The organism is Streptomyces sp. NBRC 110611 (assembly GCF_001590865.1).
Classification (GTDB): Bacteria; Actinomycetota; Actinomycetes; order Streptomycetales; family Streptomycetaceae; genus Streptomyces.
In genome coordinates this window covers 364,059-381,419 of record NZ_BBUY01000004.1, presented here as the reverse complement: position 1 = coordinate 381,419, position 17,361 = coordinate 364,059, and the positions used below count along the sequence as shown (strand labels likewise).

Here is a 17,361-nt window from a genome sequence, read left to right as displayed (position 1 = left end):
ACGTCCTTGAAGCGTGCGGAAGCGGAAGCGTGGGGCGGGGCGGGGCGCGGGGCGCGCCTGGGCTGAGTGCCATACGAGGCTCTCCAGCGGTCCGGGCCGCCAGGGCTGAGCGCCGTAGGGCTACTCCAGCGGTCCGGCTGGCCGGGTGAAGTCGGCCCGGGACGGCCCGGGTTCGTCGGGGAAGAGGCGGTGCAACGGCCGTACGAGCACCCGGGTCAGCCGCCACGCGGCCAGCAGGGCCACGGCCGGCAGCGCCACTCTCGTCAGTGCCCGGCCCACGCCCGGTGGGACGACCGGATCCAGCAGCACGGTGCCGGCGAGGCTCACGCACCAGGCGAGCACTGTCAGGAGGGAGAACGCGACCGCGACCGGCACTCCGCCCATGCCCCAGGCATCGAGGTCCGCATCGGCGTCGAAGCTGCCGGGGTCGGCCAGGCCGAGGGCGGCCAGCAGCCAGAAGACCACGACCATGACGAGGGCGGCGGTGAAGACGAGGGTGGGACAGCCGGCGGCCGCCGCGAGAAACGTCCCCATGCTCACCCTCCCCCGATCGTCCGGTCCGGTCTGGTCTGGTCTGCGTCCTGGCCCTGTGGCCCGCTGCTGTGCGGTAGCGAGGGGAGACGGTCCCGGAACGCATCAGTCTGCCGGTATCCGGCACCGGGACCATCCCCTCTGCGCTCCCCCACGAGCAATACTGCCCGGCCCGCACCCCCACCGCATTGCCGGATTCCGGCAGTCTTTACTAATCTCTCCATGCCAGGTTGCCGCTAAGAAAGCGTCACCGGCACGTCAAGAAACCGGGAAAGACATGGCGGACCACGAGATACCCGAGGATTATCTGGACGGCTATGCCCGGATCCTGGCCGATGCCTCGGCCACCGGCCGCCGGCTGACGCGCGAGGAGCTCACCTCCCGCCGCGCGCTGGGCGAACAGGCCGCCGAAGCCGGTCTCGGCCTGCGCGCCCTCGTCAACGCACACCTCGCCGCCACCCGCGCCGACTGGCCGCGCGCCGCCGGCTCGGCGGACACCGTGCTCGCCGCCGTACAGCAGGCCATCGACGCCTTCGCCGAGGGCTATGAGCGCGCCCAGCGGCTGGCCGTACGCCAAGAGGAAGCCGCGCGCCGCGAGTTCATCGACGATCTCCTCTACGGCCGTAGCGACCTGGGCCGCCTGGCCGAGCGCGCCGAACGCTTCGGACTGCGCTTCTCCCACGAACACGCGGTCGCGGTCGCCCAGGGGCCGGCCAGCTACGACGAGGGGGACGCCGTCCCGCGGCAGGTCGAACAGTCGCTCATCGCCCGGTTCGGCGACCGCAGCACTCTGCTGACCACGAAGGACGGCCGCATGCTGTGCATCGCGCCCGGCGACCAGGACGAGATCCTCCTGCACTTCGCCAAGCAGGCGTACGCGGCCACGGACGGCGGGCGGGTCGCCATCGGCCGCCCGCAGCCGGGCCCCGGCGGCGTGGTCCAGTCGTACGAGGAGGCCCTCAACACCCTGGACCTCGCCGATCGCATGGAGCTCGACGACCCGGTGCTCCGCGCCGCCGACCTGCTCGTCTACCCCGTACTCACCCGCGACCGGCAGGCCATGGCGGACCTCGTCCTGAGCGCGCTCGGCCCGCTCACCACCGCCCGCGGCGGACCTCAGCCCCTGCTGGACACCCTCACCACGTACTTCAACGCCGGCTGCGTCGCCGCCGAAGCGGCCCGTCGGCTCTCCCTGAGCGTGCGCGCGCTGACGTACCGTCTGGAACGCATCCACGCCCTGACCGGCGCCAACCCCGCCGACCCCGGCCACCGCTATATGCTCCAGACCGCGGTGATCGGCGCCCGCCTGCTCGACTGGCCGGCCAAGGCCCTGTAAGGCCCTGTGACACCGGGGCGACATCACCGGATACCGCCGACCGTTTCCAAGAAAACCGACGGCAAGTGCCTTCGCAGGAGGGGGACTTCGTCCGCACGCCGGGCGGCCGGGCCGCCGGGGCGGCCTGATGGCGGGCGCCCTGAGACGGGCACCCCGGGGTTCGCCCACTCCGGGGCACGGTTTCCCGCCGACGTATGCGAGGAGAGGACTCCGAGCGGGCGCGCGCCCCCTCCGGACGTCGTCCTGCTTCCCGTGGGGTTCGGTGTTCCGGAACGCGACGGCACCTCGCGCTGCCCGGGGCCGGTCCCACCGGCTGTGCGACGGACCGCCGAACGGCACCGCCGTACCACGTGTGGCCCCGGAGAACGGGCGGCGCCCATCCCCCGGTGCTATCCATGAAGTATCTCCGGTGGCCCCGGGGTCGCGCTCAGGCAAGCGCGTCCCCGGGGACTGGAGCAGTGCCGCACCACGCCGCACCGCCTGCCCGGCCGGGCCGCCAACGCCCCGTCGGGAGCCGGGGGTTCGGACGGCGGCGGGTCCCGGGCACCCTCAGGCGGAGGCGATGACGGCGGCGACGGAGACGGCGAGCAGCACCAGGATCGCCCAGCGGGGGCCGTCGAGGCCGGTGCTGCGGGCGGAGAGATGCAGGACGAGGGTGACCAGCGCGATGCCGAGCGCGGTCCCCAGGCCGCGAGCCATGTTGACCAGTCCGCCCCCGGTGCCGGACGAGCCGGCCGGGATGGCCCGCATGATGAGGGCGTTGTTGGCGGGGGTGAAGGTGCCCAGGCCCAGCCCGAGCAGTACCAGTACCGGCGGCAGCCACCAGACGGTCAGGGGAAGGACGGCCGGCGCCGCCAGCGCGCCGACGCACACCCCGGCGCCCAGGAGGCAGCGGCCCCGTTCGGTGAGCGCGCCGGGGAGCAGCTTGTCGGCGACGGTGGCGCCCAGGGCGAATCCGGCGGGCAGCGCCGTGAGCACCAGCCCGGCGGCCAGTTCGGAGGAGCCCGCGCCGGTCAGCACGAGCGGCACCAGCACGAGCGGACCGAAGAGCACCAGATAGCCGCAGAGCGCCCCGACCAGCCCGGACGACACCGCCCGGACGCGCAGCAGCGCCAGGTCCAGAAGCGGTGCGGGGGTCCGGTGCTGCCGCACCACGAACGCTCCGCCCGCGCCCACGGCGAGCACGAACAGCACGGCGATGCCCCAGCCCGGCACCGGAAGCCCGGAGGCCGCCGAAACCCCCAGCAGCCCGCAGGTGGTCGCCATGGCGAGCAGGGCCACACCGGGCCAGTCGAAACGGCGAGCCGGGTTACGCGTCCGGGTCCGGGGCAGCAGGTACTGACCGGCGATCAGGGCCGCCAGCCCAATGGGCACATTGACGCCGAACACCCAGCGCCAGCCGAATGCGGAGACCAGCGCCCCGCCCACGGTCGGCCCGAGCGCCAGCCCCAGCGCCTGTGCGGCGGCCTGCACGCCCAGCGCGGTGCGCAGCTTCTCCCCCGGCGCGCTGGTGGTCACCAGGGCCACGCTGTTGGCCTGCAGCATCGCCGCCCCCACGGCCTGTACGACGCGGAAGGCGACCAGCATGCCGAGCGACCCGGCCACTCCGCAGGCCGCCGACGCCGCCGTGAAGACCAGGAACCCGTAGAGGTAGAACAACTTGCGGCCGTACGCGTCCGACAGCCGCCCCGCGGGGATCAGCAGGGCGACGAGGGTGAGCAGGTACGCGAGCGACACCCACTCGACACCGGCCAGGGACGCGCCGAACTCCGTGCGCAGGCTTCCGTAGATCAAGGTGACGATGCTGGCGTCCAGTTGCCCCATGAAGGCGCCGAAGCACACCGTCGCCACCGCCAGCCGCCAGGCGCCCGGACGGGTGCGTACGCGCTCCGGCCGACGACGTTCCGTGAACAGAGCCGCCGGATGCCGGAGGTTCCGCAGCCGCGTTCGGGGGAAGCGGACGGTCACCGGCCAATTATATCGGTCACCGAAATTCCCGCGGCCGCCGGTTCGCCCGCCCGCGTCGCCCCCGTCCCTGGCGCCCCCGTCCCTGGCGCCCCCGCCCCCGTCGCCTCGTCAGCTCGCCCTCGTCAGCGCACCGCCATCAGCGTGTGCACTGCTCCAGCATGGTCCGCTTGTCCTCCGCCGTCACTGGAAGGCCGTACTTGACGGCGACCTGGGCGAACCGGACCGAGTACGCACAGCGGTTCCGCTCATACGGCGGCAGCCAGGAACTCGGACCCGCGTCCCCCTTCGAAGCGTTGGCCGGACCGTCCGAAGGCAGCAGGTTCAGCGGATCGTTCGCGATCTGCTTGCGTTTGCTCTCCTGCCAGCGGGCCGCGCCCATCTGCCAGCCGTAGGAGAGCGGTACGACATGGTCGATCTGCACCGCGGCGGCCTTCTGCTTCCGCCACTTGATGGTCTTCCCCGTATACGGGTCGGCCAAGGTCATGGACTCGACGACGCAGGCGGAGCCGGACCGGTAGCGCACGTCGCGTCCGTCCCGGGCCAGGAGGTCGTTCCTCGTGTCACAGCGGTTCCGCGCCAGCGGCACCCCGTCGGCCGTGTCCATCCACGCATAGCCGAACTTGTCGCGGGCGTACCCGGCCTTCGAGCCCCGGCCGGCTGTCCGCACCTTCTCGATGAGCCGCCGCGCCTCCGCCTTGTCCGACTCCGAGGTGACGGGAGCGAGCCCCGGATGCGTACCGTCCGGGTTCCGCAGGGGGCTGACGCCATGATCTCCCGCGGTCGGTGAGCCGGGCTTCTCGCCGTCACTCGCCGGTCCCCCGCCGCAACCGGCGAGCACCGCCGCCGAGAGGGCAGCGGCTGCGACGCCGACGCACGCCCTGCGCACGCGCGCCGTGCCGCCGTCACGCGTATGACCACCCATGTGCCGCTCAGCGCGCACGGCCCGTCACCTCCGCTATGCGCGGTGGGAAATGGGGGCGGGCGGGGCGGTGTTTCCCAGGGCGTTGCACGGTCAGGGCCTCATTTCGACGGAGAGCGGTCGGGGGCCGGGCAGGGAGCTGCCCGGCACACCAGTAGATGATCACTCACCGGATTTCCGCGCGACGGCGCGGGGGCCCGGCCCGCTGACGTGGCGCTCCCCGCCCGGGGATGCGATCACTGCCCGCGCGGTCGACGGTGGGAAGGAGGAGAGAGGGAGCGGGGGAGGACGGAGACGGAGATCCCATGACCACCTTCCTCCAGCACCGGCCCGCGGAATCGCACCAGCACACCCATGGGCCCGGCTGCGGGCACGACGCGGTCGTCCACCACGATCACGTCGACTACCTGCACGCCGGGCATGTGCACCGCGAGCACCGCACCGACGACGGTGTGCACTACGACGAGTGCGACGCCTGTCAGTGTGCGCACTGCAGTGACTCGTGCGCCGTGTGCGCCTGCACCGACTGTGCGTGCCCGACCTGCAATCACGCCACATGTGCCTGCGACTCCTGCAACGGCGACGCCTGCGTGCGCTGCACCTGCCAGAACTGCACCTGTGCCACCTGCCGGCACCCCGGCTGAGGGACGGTGGGGCACACATGCGTCGGCCGGGCCCTCGATCGGGCCCGGCCGGTGCACGGGGAGCTACAGGTCGAGGCCGAGTTCCAGGCCGACGGCGTCAGTGATACCGACACCGAGACCCAGACCGAGGCCGAGGTCGACACCGACGTTGGTGCTCACGGCGGAACCGCAGGCTTCCGCTTCGGCGTCCACCGTCGAGGCCTGGGCCGGGGCGGCGAAGAGGAGGGTCGCCAGGGTCAGCAGGGCAGTGGCGGCGAAGGTACGGAGAGTGCGCGACAAGACAGGCCCTTTCTTCGGTACGCGGCCGGCGGCGGTTGCGCCGGCCGCGTGGTGTGTGGTTCAGGGCGCCCTGGTGTCTCGGATCCGGCAAGAGGCTTTCCGGCCCGCCGCACGGACTAACGTCATGTCACCCGTACGTGGTATCTCACGCCATGTCGCGTGTACGTGATATCCCCCGCTATGTCAGGCATATTCGCCGTCAGCCGACTGTGTCGTCAGTCAGCTGCGTCGTCAGTCGGCCGTGCCGTCATCCAGCGCCCGCGAAGCGGCGCCGGGGTTCCAGCGGCGGCTCAGCCGCCCCTGGCCTCCGACGCCGATGCCGTGAGCTCGGACAAGGTGCCCGCCAGAGTGGTCAACGCCTCGGTGATGTGCGGCAGTTCGAGCGGATCGGGGGCGTCCAGGACGCGCTGCCGCAGCTCCGGGTCGGCACCCAGCAGCGCCCCGGCGTCGAGCCGTACCCGCAGCGCGCGCGGGTCGTCGCCGAAGCGGTGTCCGCCGCGCGCCGCCCAGGGCGCCAGCCTCCGTTCCAGCGCGGTGGATTCGACGATGCCATGGGCGGCGAGCGGCCGGCGCAGGGGTTCGAGGTCGGCGTAGAGGTGACTGCCGGAGTGCGGCGGGCGGCAGAGCGCGCCGGCCTCGGTGACGGTGTGGTGGAGCGCCGCGGCGAGCGCACCGTAGACCCGGGCGGTGGCGGCGGTTCTGGCGCGTACGGAGTCGGGCTCGCCGAGCGCGTGGGCGGCGGCGCAGGCGATCGGCCCGGGGAGCGGGGTACCGAGCGCGGTCAGCGCGTCCAGCGCGGCGGCCCGCAGGACGGCGCCCCCGCGGGTGCCGGGGAAGCGGGCGAGCGCGGCGGGCCAGGCGGCGGGGGTGAGGGTGGCCCGCAGATCGGTCAGCACCACGACCTCGTCGGGCAGTATCTCGGCGGGGCTGAGCACCACGGTGTCATGCGGATCGTGCAACAGGTCGCGGCGGGTCTCGTCGCTGAGCACCCACAGCCCTTCCTCGGCCGCCGCCTCGCACACCTCGTGCAGCTGCTCGGGCGCCGGGCAGGTGCCGGTCGGGTCGTCGGCGACGGACAGCACCAGCAGCTGCGGGGAGTCGCCGTGCATCCGGGCCCGGCGGACGGTCTCCAGCAGCGCGAACGGGTCCGGCATCCCGCCCGATTCCGCGGGTACGGGGGCGAGGTGCACCGGCCGCCCGAGCAGCCGGGCCGGTGGCGCGTACGACGCGGAGCAGGGCCGCGGCAGCACCACCGCGCCGTCCGCGGCGGCGTACAGCGCGAGCAGCAGGGTGGTCACCCCGGGTGCGGCCAGGACGTGGCCGGGCGCGGTCTCCAGGCCGCGGCGGGCCCAGTAGCCGCAGGCGGCGGTGCGCAGTGGTGCGGCGCCGCCCGGGGGCTCGGCCTCGGTACGGCCGGCGGCCGCGGCGAGGTGCGCGGCGAGGTCCGGGAGAACCGGCAGGCCCACCGGCGGATCCGGCTGCGGATCCGGGGCGGTCGGCTGCATCCGTACCTCCACTCCACGACGGCGGGACGATCGTGGGCCCATCACATGATGGGCGGCCCCGACCACCTTGGCAGACCACGGGCCGACGCCCGGGTGACGACACGTCAGCGGTGGTCAAATGCCGGTACCGGTGGCCCGCGCGCCTGGTGGCACGGATCGCCACGGGAGGCCGACCGCGCCCGATATCGGTGATACCGGGGCGCCTGATGATGTCAAGGTGATCGCATACCGGCTGACGAGCCAACTAGGCTGCCCCGTATGGACATTCTGGGGACCTCACTGCGGGTGTGCGTCGGCGATCTCGATGCCGCGATCGCCGTGTACGAACGACTGACCGGCGCCGAGGCGGTCCGCTTCCAGCGCGGCGGGGTGGAGGTGGCGGCCGTCGGGTGCTTCTTCCTGATGAGCGGCCCCGAGGCGGAGTTGTCGGTGCTGCGGAAGATCACCGCGACCCTCGCCGTGCAGGACGTGGACGAGGCACTGGCCGATCTGAAGGCCGTCGGCGCGGACGTCATCGCCGGTCCGCTGCCCACACCGATCGGCCGGAATCTCGTGGCCCGTCACCCGGACGGATCGGTCTTCGAGTACGTGGACCGGCGGCAGACGGCGCGGCGGGGAGCCTGAACGGCCGTACCCGCCGCGCGGTCGGAACTCCTCCCGTCAGGACACCTCCAGGACGATCTTGCCGCGGGTCCGGCCCTCCTGGCTCCGGCGGAGCGCCTCGGCGGCCTCGGCGAGCGGGAAGACGGTGTCGACCGGCACCGTCAGCTTGCCGGCGTCCGCGAGCGCGCCGAGCACGGCCAGGCCCTCGCTGTCCGGGCGCACCCAGACCAGGTGGGCACCCTTCTCCTTGGCCTGGAGGTCGGCGATGGACACCACCCGGCTGCGGTCCTTGAGCAGCTCCTGCGAGACGTCGACGGCGCCATCGCCGACGAAGTCCAGGGCCGCGTCGACCCCTTCGGGGGCCATCGCCCGCACCCGCTCGGCGAGACCGTCGCCGTAGACGACCGGCTCGGCGCCCAGGGAACGCAGGAAATCGTGGTTGCGCTCACTGGCCGTGCCGATGACCCGGGCGCCCCGGGCGACCAGGATCTGGACGGCGAGCGAGCCGACGCCGCCGGCCGCGGCATGCACCAGCGCCGTCTCGCCGGCCTGCACGCCGACCCGCTCGATCGACTGGTACGCCGTCAGGCCGGCGAGCGGAAGCCCGGCCGCCTGCTGCCAGCTGAGCGCGGCGGGCTTGGGTGCCAGGGTCCGCACCGGCGCGGCGACCAGCTCGGCGTAGGTGCCCTGCTGGAGCACGTCCTTGCGGACGTAGCCGATGACCTCGTCACCGACCGCGTACTCGGCGACGTCGGTACCGACCTCCTCGACCACGCCCGCCACATCCCATCCGGGGACGAACGGGAAGTACACATCCAGCAGCGGATCGAGGTAGCCCTCGAGGATCTTCCAGTCGACGGGGTTGACCCCGGCCGCCCTGACCCGGATCAGGACCGAGTCCGGGCCCACCTTGGGGGTGGGCAGGTCGGTGTATTCGAGGACCTCGGGGCCGCCGTAGCTCTTCGCAGTGATTGCCTTCATGGTCCACCACAACGCCGCACGGCCCCGGGCCATTCCGGCCCCTCAGGAAGTTCACCCGATCGGCGGCGACGGCCGCTCCGGGCCCGGTCCCCCGCCCCGGGCCCGAACAGCACCGGCACCTGCACCTGCACCTAGCTCAGCGTCTTCAGCGACGCCACGTCGTACGGCGCCAGATCCGTGAACCGGCCCTCCAGGACCTTCGCCGCCCACTCCGGGTCCTGGAGCAGCGCGCGGCCGACGGCGACGAGGTCGAACTCGTCCCGCTCCAGGCGGTCGAGGAGGTTGTCGATGCTGCCGACGGCGGCGCCTTCGCCGGCGAAGGCGCGGACGAAGTCGCCGTCGAGGCCGACGGAGCCGACGGTGAGGGTGGGCCTGCCGGTGAGCTTCTTGGTCCAGCCGGCCAGGTTCAGGTCCGAGCCGTCGAACTCCGGGAGCCAGTAGCGGCGGGTGGAGGCGTGGAAGGCGTCGACGCCGGCCGCGGCGAGCGGGGCCAGGATCGCCTCCAGCTCCTCCGGGGTCCCGGCGAGCCTCGCCTCGTAGGCGTCCAGCTTCCACTGCGAGTACCGGAAGATGACCGGGAATTCCGCGGAGACGGCCTCCCGGACGGCGGCGACGATCTCGGCCGCGAACTTCGCACGGGCCACCGGGTCGCCGCCGTAGGCGTCGGTACGGCGGTTCGTCCCCGCCCACAGGAACTGGTCGAGGAGGTAGCCGTGGGCGCCGTGCAGTTCGACGCCGTCGAAGCCGATGCGCTCGGCGTCCGCGGCGGCCGCGGCGAAGGCGCCGATCACGTCGTCCAGGTCGCTCCGGGTCATCGCCCTGCCGGTGCCCTCGGTGCCGTCGAGCCGCAGCCCGGAGGGACCGACGGCGGGGGCGTCCGCGTACGGCGGCTCACCCTGCTCGCGGACCATGCCGACGTGCCACAGCTGCGGCACGATCGTGCCGCCCGCCGCGTGCACGGCCTCGGCGACCTTCGCCCAGCCCGCCAGCTGCTCGCCACCGTGGAACCGCGGCACCCGGTCGCTCTGCCCGGCCGACTCGTGGCCGACGTAGGTCCCCTCGGTGACGATCAGGCCCACACCCGCGGCGGCACGGCGGGAGTAGTACGACGCCACGTCCTCGCCGGGGACGCCGCCCGGGGAGAACATGCGCGTCATCGGTGCCATCGCGATGCGGTTCGGGACGGTCAGGCCGTTCAGCGTGACGGGCCGGGACAGGATCTCGGCCGCGCGGGAGGCGGAGGGCGCGGTGGTGGTCACGAGTGCTCCTCTGAGGTACCGGACGGTATGTGCACACGCATGGAATGCGCGCAGGCGTCAACCGTGCCGGCGGCCGGGGCATTCCACCCGCCCGGTGGGCCACCCTGTGATCCCGGCCACCCGCCCGGCACCCGGAACGGTCACCCCGGCCGCTCCTGCCGCGCCCCCGGGGAGCTCACACCGGCCGCATCCGGTACTCGTAGCGCTCCGGGAGGGGATGCTCGGCCCGGGCCCTGGTACGTACGTCCTCGGTGACCGGTCCGCCGGCCGCGATCAGCCGTTCGGCGATGGCGTACCAGGTGTCGCTGAGCGTCTCGTCGCCCTCCCGCAGGCCGGCGAGCTCGAAGCCGGTGTCGAAGATCTCCCGGGCCTCGACCGGCCTCCCCCGGGCGAGCAGCACCCGCGCGGTGAGCAACCGGACGCGCCCGTCGGCGCGTTCGTGCCGCGGCAGCCCCGCCAGCAGCCCGGCGGCCTCCTCGGCCCGGCCGGCCGCGAGCAGCGCGGGCACCGCCTCACGGACGAGGGCGACCCGCACCCCACGCCACGCCCGCCCGTCCGGGCCGTCCTCCGGGGCCGCCTCCGCTTCCGCCGCCGCCACCGCACAGGCCTCCGCGTACCGGTCGGCGGCGCGCCCCGGCTCACCCGCCTCGGATTCGGCGACCGCCAGGCAGTACAGCGGCAGCGCACCGGCGCCCCGCCCCGGGGCCCGCGCCGGAAGTCCCTCCCCCGGTTTCCGGCCGGGATGTGCCCCCGGCCCCGCGGTGTCCGGCACCGGCCCCAGCGCCCGCTCCCAGCTGCGGACGGCCTGGGCGCGGTCGCCGGCGTGCCACTGGGCGAGGCCGAGGTGGTAGTCGGCGGCCGGGCCCGGCGGGGCGGCCTCCAGCAGATCGCGCCAGGCCGGCGCGGTCGACGCCGCCGCGGAGACCGGGGTGCGGTCCGGCAGGTCTCCGGTCTTCAGCAGCGTCAGCCAGGGCTCCTGCTCCGGCCCGAGGGTGGCCGCGTCGAACGGCGTACCGGGCAGTGCGACACCGGACCGGGCGGCTTCCAGCGCGCCCCAGCCGGAGCCGGTGGCCAGGGACTCCTTCGGCTCCCGGTCGGCGTACGGCAGCCAGGCGGCGTACGCGGCGTCGACCTCCGCACGCGGCAGCGCCTCCGACAGACGGGCGGCCACCTCACCGCGGGCCGCGGCCCAGTCGGCTCCGTGCACCGTCGCCGGGTCGGCGGCCAGCGGCCCGTACGCCTCCAGCCAGCTGAACGCGCCGCCGCCGTCGAGCGGCACATGTTCCAGCTGCGTACGGGCCAGCCCGGCCTGGATCTCGGCGTAGCCGCCGGTGCCCGGCTCGGTGAGCCACTGCTGCCAGCGCCGCCCGGCCCGGCCGGCTCCCCACAGGAAGAGCTTGCGGCCGCGCAGCGTGTCGGTGGAGGTCTGCACCAGGCCCCGGCCGTCCTCGTCGAGCGAGGTGATCCAGCGGCGGGCGCCGTCCGGTACGTCGTAGAAGTAGTCGGCCGGGAATTCACTGCGAAGCGGATACGTCCGGTCCCCGCCGTCGGATTCCGGGACGGGCACCCGGCGCAGGGTCCGCTGATAGCCGAAGTGCCAGGCCTGGTCGGCGGGGGCCAGGACACGGCTGCCCGCGGCCTCGGGAACCGCGGTGTTCGACCACCAGTAGACCGGGACGATGTGCGGGTGCGGATTGCGGATCCGTACGCCCACGTAGAGGAAGTCGGAGTCCTCCGGGAGCCACAGATCCACCTGGAAGGGCAGATCGCGCAGCCGCTCCCACTCCCACAGCCGCAGCATCTCCCCGCCGTCCGGCGCGGGGACCCGCGCGGCGTGCAACGGGGCGCAGGAGAGGGCGGTGTGACCGGTGGCGCCGATGTTCCACTCGATTCCGCCGGAGAACCAGGCGCCGTTGAGCGCGAAGGCGGCGGGCTGCAGGACCGGGTTGCGGTAGAGCAGTTCACGGCCGGTGGGCTTGTGGTGGAGGGAGTACACCCGGCCGCCGAGGCCGGGCAGGACGGTGGCGCACAGCCGGTCGTTCTCGATGACCAGCGCGTCGAGGGCGGTACTACGGCGGACCCGGCCGTATCCGTCGCGCATCGCGGCCGGCAGCGGCGAACGCAGTGGCCGGTACCCGATCTGACGGGCCATATCGGCGGGCAGCACGGTGTCCGGGGGGATCTCGATGCGGTGCGGGTCGTGGCCGCCGCGGAGAGCGGGGAGCGGGTTGTCCGGGCCGAGGGGCGCGGCGGGAAGGGTCAGGGTGGTACGGCGCACACTCGTGGCCACGGCTGCCTCGCAATGCTGAACCGGGCCACCTCGGCTGCGGTGGCCGCCTGTTGACCATGGAACCTTGTGATCGCCGGTCTGAACAGGGCTGCTTGCGACAGCGGAGCCGGTCCGGCCACACCGCCCGCCACCGAGACAGGACCTAGGGCCTGTCCGATGGGTCCGGCTCGTGGAAGCGCAGCTGGTTGCCGAAGGGGTCGGTGAGCGTGAGGCAGGTCCCGAAGCCGTCGTGTTCCAGGCCGGGGCGCAGGTACGGGTAGTCCTTGGCGGCCAGTTCGGCGTGGAGTTCGCGGACGCCGGTCAGCTCGGTGTGGACGGTGGAGCCGGGGGTGGCGTCGCCGTGGTGCTCGGACAGGTGCAGGACGAGGCCGCCGCGCGAGACCTGGGTGTAGAGCGGCATACCGGGCTCGAAACGGTGCTCCCAGTCGATGGCGCAGCCGAGGTAGTCGACGTAGAACTCATGGGCCTTGGCCACGTCGAAGATCCGGAAGACCGGGACGGTGCGGCGGAAGGCGACGTTCGCCGCCGGCGCCCTGTCCGGCGTGTTCCCGGCGGGCGTCCCCGTCCTGTCCCTCCTGGTGAACAGCTCGCAGGTGATCGCCCAGCGCTCGTGGTCGCGCCAGGCACCGTCGATGAAGAGGAAGTCCGGGGAGAACCCCTCCAGGCGGAAGCCGGCGCGCTCGACCAGGGCGAGCGAGCGCGCGTTGCCCGGCTGGATGTTGGCCTCCAGGCGGTGCAGGCCCAGCGTCTCGAAGGCGTGGCGCAGGACGAGCCGCAGGCCCTCGCTCATCAGCCCGCGGCCCGCCGCGCGCGCGAAGGCGCCGTAGCCGATCGCACCGCAGCGGAACACGCCGTGCACGATGTTGTTGACGGTGACGAACCCCGCGATCCGGCCGCCGTCCAGCTCGCAGATCAGGAAGCCCGCACGCTGCGGCTCCTGAAGCCTGCTCAGGTAGCTGTCGTACGCGTCGTCGGTGACCGGCGGGGAGAGCCACGGGTGGTGCTGTCCGGTGCTCTCCCGCGCGGCGGCGATGAACTCGTCCCGGTCGGCGGCGGAGAAGTGCCGGATGCCCACCCGTGGGCCTCGCGCCAGGTAGCGGTCGCTCGTGGTCATCAACGGATCGTACGAGGAGCCGCCGCGGCCCGCCAGCGACAGCGGTGCGCGCCGCGGTCAGACCCGCTCGGCCCGCCGGGGTGCCACGCGCTCCGCCGCGCTCGGCGCGGCGAGTGCCAGCCGGCGGTGGGTGCGGCGCAGCGTCAGCCGGGCCATGAAGGGGTGGACACGGCGGACGACGGCGAAGTAGAGCCGGCCGCCCCTGTGGTGGACCCGGACGACCGTGCCGAGCGTGACCCGGCCGTCCGCGACCAGGATCGAGGCGCGGAAGTCCAGATGCCGGGCGTCCTCGCCGAGCAGGATCTCGCGGTCCGTGCGTCCGACGACCGGGAAGGACGCGCGGCGGAACATGCCCGCCCACGCCTCCGGGTCGGTCGGCAGACCGGGCCGCAGCTCCATCTGCCAGGCGTCCTGGAAGTCGGTCCGGGGGAACGCCCGGTGTGCCAGTTCGGCGGCGGCCGGAAGGGCGACGGGCCTCGGGCGCTCCCAGATCAGACGGTTGAGCAGCCGGACGCGCGGGGTGCGGCGGACCGGTGCCCGCACCCGGCCGACGGCGGCGCGTTCGATGTTGTCGAAGAGCTCCTCGACGACCGTGCAGTGCATCGGACGGATCACGAGGTGCCACAACAGCCGCTGCCGGAGCGTGCGCCGGCCCTCCGTCCGGTGTTCGACCCGGCAGCGGTCCGGGCCCAGCGGACGCACCGTCACCTCGTGCCAGCCGTCCATTCCGGTGAAGGCGAAGCGGATCCGGCGGCCCGGTTCATGGACGGCGACGCGGTAGCGGACGAAGCCGTGGCCGCCGTCCGCGCCGACGCCCAGCGGGCGGTCGAAGCGCATCGGCGGCCAGACGGGCACCGGGAAGAGCGGATCGCGGTCGCTGCCGAGCCGGTCGATCAGCGTGCCGACGGCCTCGGCCGGAGCGGCAACGGTGCGGACATGAACGTCACGAACGGTACGCACGGGCACCTCCATACGGTGGCGTATGTTTGACCGTACGGTACCGTATGGACATGGCGCGACAGCGAGCGAAGGACCCCGGCAGCGGCACCCGGCAGCGGCTCACCGCGCGGGACTGGGCGGACGCCGCCCTGGCCGCCATCGGTGAGGGCGGGCTCGCGGCAGTGGCGGTGGAGCCGCTGGCCGCCCGCCTGGGCGCCACCAAGGGCAGCTTCTACTGGCACTTCACCAACCGGGACGCGCTGATCGAAGCCGCCCTGGAGCGCTGGGTGGAGCTCGGCACCGAGGCCGTGATCACCGAAGTGGCGGCCGAGCCCGCCCCCGCGGAGCGGCTGCGCCGGCTCCTGCGGAACGGCACGGCCCGGTCCATCGAGGACCCCCTGGAGATGTCCCTGCTGGCCACCGCCGCACAACCCCGGGTGGCCGCCGCGCTGGCCCGGGTCACCGAACGGCGCATCGGCTATATCGCCTCACTCTTCACCGAACTGGGCTTCACCGAGGACGAGGCACGGCACCGCGCCCTGCTCGCCTACAGCGCCTACCTCGGCCATGCCCAGCTGGGGCACGCCGTACCACAGAGCCTGCCGGCCGGCGCCGCGCGGGACCGCTACCTGGAACGGGTCGTCCAGGCCCTGTTGCGTCCGGCCTGACGCCCGGCCCCGGATCCGCGACTCGCCGTGCCGACTGCCCGGATTCCGCGCCCGCCGGGAGACACTCTGCAAGGAACGACCGAACTGCCGCCGGCCCGGCAGCAGTCACGGCAGATGAGCGAAAGGGGCCCGGAATGCGTATCACCATCGACACAAATCTCTGTATCGGCTCCGGTCAGTGCGCGCTGACCGCACCTGGGGTGTTCACCCAGGACGACGACGGCTTCAGCGTCCTGATCCCCGGCCGCGAGGACGGCGCGGGCGACCCGTTGGCGCGCGAGGCCGCCCGGGCCTGCCCGGTGCAGGCCATCACGGTCGAGGACGACTGAGCCGTCACCCCGGACATCCGCAGGTCCGCCGCTACGACTCCCCTTGGACGACGGGCAGTTCGAGGACGCCGGTGTTCTCGGGGCCACTGGTGACCGCCACCGGCTTCACCCCACGATTGCCCGCATAGGCGTCGTCGCTCGCGGCGATGACGAAACGCAGCCGGTGGCCCCGCTCGTAGCGGTGCACGATGCCCGGCAGTTCCACGGTGAACCTGCGGGTCACATCGGGCACCCGGGCCGGGGCCACCAGCCGCTGCACCAGCGTCGCCCGGCCGTCCGGCGCGACGTCGTAGAGCTTGGCGAAGAGCACCAGCTTCTCGGCCGCGTCCGGCGAGTTCTGCACCTCCTCGGTACGCGGCGAGTCCACCTTGAGCGTCACCTCCGGCGCACCCACCACGTCCACCGGCCGGCCGGTCACCGGCGCCGACGTCCAGGCCAAAGCGGTACCCGGGAGGTCGTGCGGCGGCCGGTCCGGCAGGTTGAGCATGGAGGAGAGCGAACTCTCCGAATGGCTCGTGGGAATCCGCAGGTTGCGGTACTCGCGGGTGCCGCGCACCACGTCGCGGCGGTCCTCGACGAGCGCGCCGTCACCGGAGAGGTAGAGCCGTCGGCCGGCCGGCGGGACGGCGGGGGCGGTGCCGTACGTGGGCCCGTCCTTCACCCAGTCGCGGTAGTACGCGAAGGCCGGGCCGGTGTCGACGCCCTTCCGGTGGCGCAAATAGCGGTCGAACCAGGCAAGGATCCGCCGTCCGACGTAGCTGTCCTCCAGATTCCCGTTGGCCAGGCTGAGTTCACCGGGTGCCGGATGCTTCATCCCGCCGCTGTGGCCCCACGACTGCCAGATCATCTTGGCCGGGGTGCCCTGTTCGGTCAGGGCCCGGTAGGTGGCGGTGGCCTCGTTGAGGTTGAAGAGGCTGTCGGCCTGGCCCTGGACGAGCAGCGTCGGCGCGGCCACCGACCGGAGGTAGGAGACCGGGGAGACGCTGCGCACATAGTCGAGCATGTCCCGGGTCGGCGCCGGCGGGTACCGCCCGGAGTCCAGCAGCCGCTTGGTGTCACAGGCCCGCGCGACGAAGTGCAGACAGCCCGCCTCACCGGCCCGTGACGGGTCCAGGTTCGGATGCAGCAGCCCCTGCCCCTCCCCCAGCAGAAAGAAGGCACTGGTCCACTGCCACTTGTACGCGCCGGGCACCCACCCGTCGGCGTCCGCCGCACGGCCGGCGTTGTTGGGGTCGAGGGAGTAGGACAGGTCGTGCCAGGTGATGAGCGGGACCAGGGCGTCGACGCGGTGATCGACGGAGGCGGCGGCGAGCTGGATCGCCCCGCCGTAGGAGCCGCCGATCATGCCCACCCGTGGATCGTCGCGGCCGTCCTTGGCGACGTAGTTGATCTTGGTGCCGTCGTCGGCCTTACGGGTACCGGCCAGCAGGTCGAGCAGCCGGCTCGTGGCCCGGCCGTCGATCCTGGGGTCGTCCAGGGAGATCGGACAGCCGGTCTTGCCGAAGCCGAGCCCCGAGTAGGACAGCGCCACATAGCCGCGGGAGGCAAAGGCCTTGGCGATGGTGTCGGTCGCACCGTCCGCCTTGCTGCCGCCGAACCCGTTGGTGGTGAGCACGGCGGGCGCCGGGCGCTTGGCGTCGACACCGGCCGGGCGGTAGACATCGGCGTCCATGGTGCAGGTGCGGTGCCCGACCCGGACGGTGACCTTCAGCGCCGTGACGCTGTACGGGTCGGCGGTCGCGACCGCGGGAGCGGTCAGGGCGAGGGGCGCGGCGAGAGCCGTACCGGCCAGCAGGGCGAGGGATGTGCGCAGCGCAGGGCGGGACACGGCACGGGGCACCAAGACCTCCACAGGACACGTCGTACCAGCCGGTCGGCAACGGCGCGCTCCATCTTGTGACATGACTCACGGTCAAGTCAACGTAACCCTCCGTTGCACTTTGGCCTGCTTCCCACGTTGTCGTCTGCGGCGCCGTACCTCCGTTTCGCCGTTACG

16 protein-coding genes are annotated in these 17,361 nt (G+C 73.2%); 5 read left to right on the top strand and 11 right to left on the bottom strand.

Going from position 1 to position 17,361, the window contains the following annotated elements:
• Positions 1–120: 120 nt before the first annotated feature.
• Complete coding sequence (locus AZE13_RS12555; protein WP_066930470.1) at positions 121–534, bottom strand: hypothetical protein; 414 nt, start codon at positions 532–534, stop codon at positions 121–123.
• Positions 535–808: 274 nt separating this feature from the next.
• Between AZE13_RS12555 and AZE13_RS12550 the strand changes: the two genes are divergently transcribed.
• Positions 809–1,867: a PucR family transcriptional regulator gene (locus tag AZE13_RS12550; protein ID WP_066930468.1), complete on the top strand. Its 1,059-nt coding sequence runs from the start codon at positions 809–811 to the stop codon at positions 1,865–1,867.
• Between the two features lie 549 nt (positions 1,868–2,416).
• On the opposite strand, the gene AZE13_RS12545 is transcribed toward AZE13_RS12550, so the two are convergent.
• Complete coding sequence (locus AZE13_RS12545) at positions 2,417–3,835, bottom strand: MFS transporter (RefSeq protein WP_258527761.1); 1,419 nt, start codon at positions 3,833–3,835, stop codon at positions 2,417–2,419.
• A gap of 136 nt (positions 3,836–3,971) precedes the next feature.
• Positions 3,972–4,757, bottom strand: coding sequence for an HNH endonuclease family protein (locus tag AZE13_RS12540; RefSeq protein WP_079123927.1), 786 nt, complete (start codon positions 4,755–4,757; stop codon positions 3,972–3,974).
• Positions 4,758–5,059: 302 nt separating this feature from the next.
• Here AZE13_RS12540 and AZE13_RS12535 point away from each other — a divergent pair, with 302 nt between their 5' ends.
• A complete protein-coding gene (locus AZE13_RS12535) occupies positions 5,060–5,398 on the top strand; it encodes a hypothetical protein (protein WP_066930466.1) in 339 nt (112 codons plus the stop codon).
• A gap of 63 nt (positions 5,399–5,461) precedes the next feature.
• On the opposite strand, the gene AZE13_RS12530 is transcribed toward AZE13_RS12535, so the two are convergent.
• The gene (locus tag AZE13_RS12530) at positions 5,462–5,677 is read right to left on the bottom strand and encodes a hypothetical protein (RefSeq protein WP_066930464.1); all 216 of its coding nucleotides are present in this window, start codon (positions 5,675–5,677) and stop codon (positions 5,462–5,464) included.
• Positions 5,678–5,967: 290 nt separating this feature from the next.
• Positions 5,968–7,182, bottom strand: coding sequence for an aminotransferase class I/II-fold pyridoxal phosphate-dependent enzyme (locus AZE13_RS12525; protein WP_066930462.1), 1,215 nt, complete (start codon positions 7,180–7,182; stop codon positions 5,968–5,970).
• Positions 7,183–7,440: 258 nt separating this feature from the next.
• On the opposite strand from AZE13_RS12525, the gene AZE13_RS12520 reads away from it, so the two are divergent.
• The gene (locus AZE13_RS12520) at positions 7,441–7,806 is read left to right on the top strand and encodes a VOC family protein (protein WP_066930460.1); all 366 of its coding nucleotides are present in this window, start codon (positions 7,441–7,443) and stop codon (positions 7,804–7,806) included.
• A 36-nt stretch (positions 7,807–7,842) separates the two neighbouring features.
• On the opposite strand, the gene AZE13_RS12515 is transcribed toward AZE13_RS12520, so the two are convergent.
• The 5 genes from AZE13_RS12515 to AZE13_RS12495 form a co-directional block, all read right to left on the bottom strand.
• Complete coding sequence (locus AZE13_RS12515) at positions 7,843–8,766, bottom strand: NADP-dependent oxidoreductase (protein ID WP_066930458.1); 924 nt, start codon at positions 8,764–8,766, stop codon at positions 7,843–7,845.
• Between the two features lie 131 nt (positions 8,767–8,897).
• The gene (locus tag AZE13_RS12510; RefSeq protein ID WP_066930456.1) at positions 8,898–10,025 is read right to left on the bottom strand and encodes an NADH:flavin oxidoreductase; all 1,128 of its coding nucleotides are present in this window, start codon (positions 10,023–10,025) and stop codon (positions 8,898–8,900) included.
• A gap of 175 nt (positions 10,026–10,200) precedes the next feature.
• Positions 10,201–12,315 carry a DUF5107 domain-containing protein gene (locus AZE13_RS12505; protein WP_066930454.1) on the bottom strand — a complete coding sequence of 705 codons (2,115 nt, stop codon included), beginning with the start codon at positions 12,313–12,315 and terminating at the stop codon, positions 10,201–10,203.
• 142 nt (positions 12,316–12,457) lie between these two features.
• Entirely contained in the window at positions 12,458–13,429 is a 972-nt protein-coding gene (locus AZE13_RS39240; RefSeq protein WP_398780133.1) for a glyoxalase superfamily protein, read from the bottom strand.
• A gap of 57 nt (positions 13,430–13,486) precedes the next feature.
• Complete coding sequence (locus AZE13_RS12495; protein ID WP_066930452.1) at positions 13,487–14,389, bottom strand: DUF2867 domain-containing protein; 903 nt, start codon at positions 14,387–14,389, stop codon at positions 13,487–13,489.
• A 44-nt stretch (positions 14,390–14,433) separates the two neighbouring features.
• Here AZE13_RS12495 and AZE13_RS12490 point away from each other — a divergent pair, with 44 nt between their 5' ends.
• On the top strand, positions 14,434–15,036 hold the full coding sequence (locus AZE13_RS12490) for a TetR/AcrR family transcriptional regulator (RefSeq protein WP_066930450.1): 603 nt from the start codon (positions 14,434–14,436) through the stop codon (positions 15,034–15,036).
• A 134-nt stretch (positions 15,037–15,170) separates the two neighbouring features.
• Entirely contained in the window at positions 15,171–15,365 is a 195-nt protein-coding gene (locus tag AZE13_RS12485; RefSeq protein WP_066930448.1) for a ferredoxin, read from the top strand.
• A gap of 31 nt (positions 15,366–15,396) precedes the next feature.
• Here AZE13_RS12485 and AZE13_RS12480 read toward each other — a convergent pair whose 3' ends face one another.
• Complete coding sequence (locus tag AZE13_RS12480; protein WP_258527759.1) at positions 15,397–17,205, bottom strand: CocE/NonD family hydrolase; 1,809 nt, start codon at positions 17,203–17,205, stop codon at positions 15,397–15,399.
• Between the last annotated feature and the right edge of the window lie 156 nt (positions 17,206–17,361).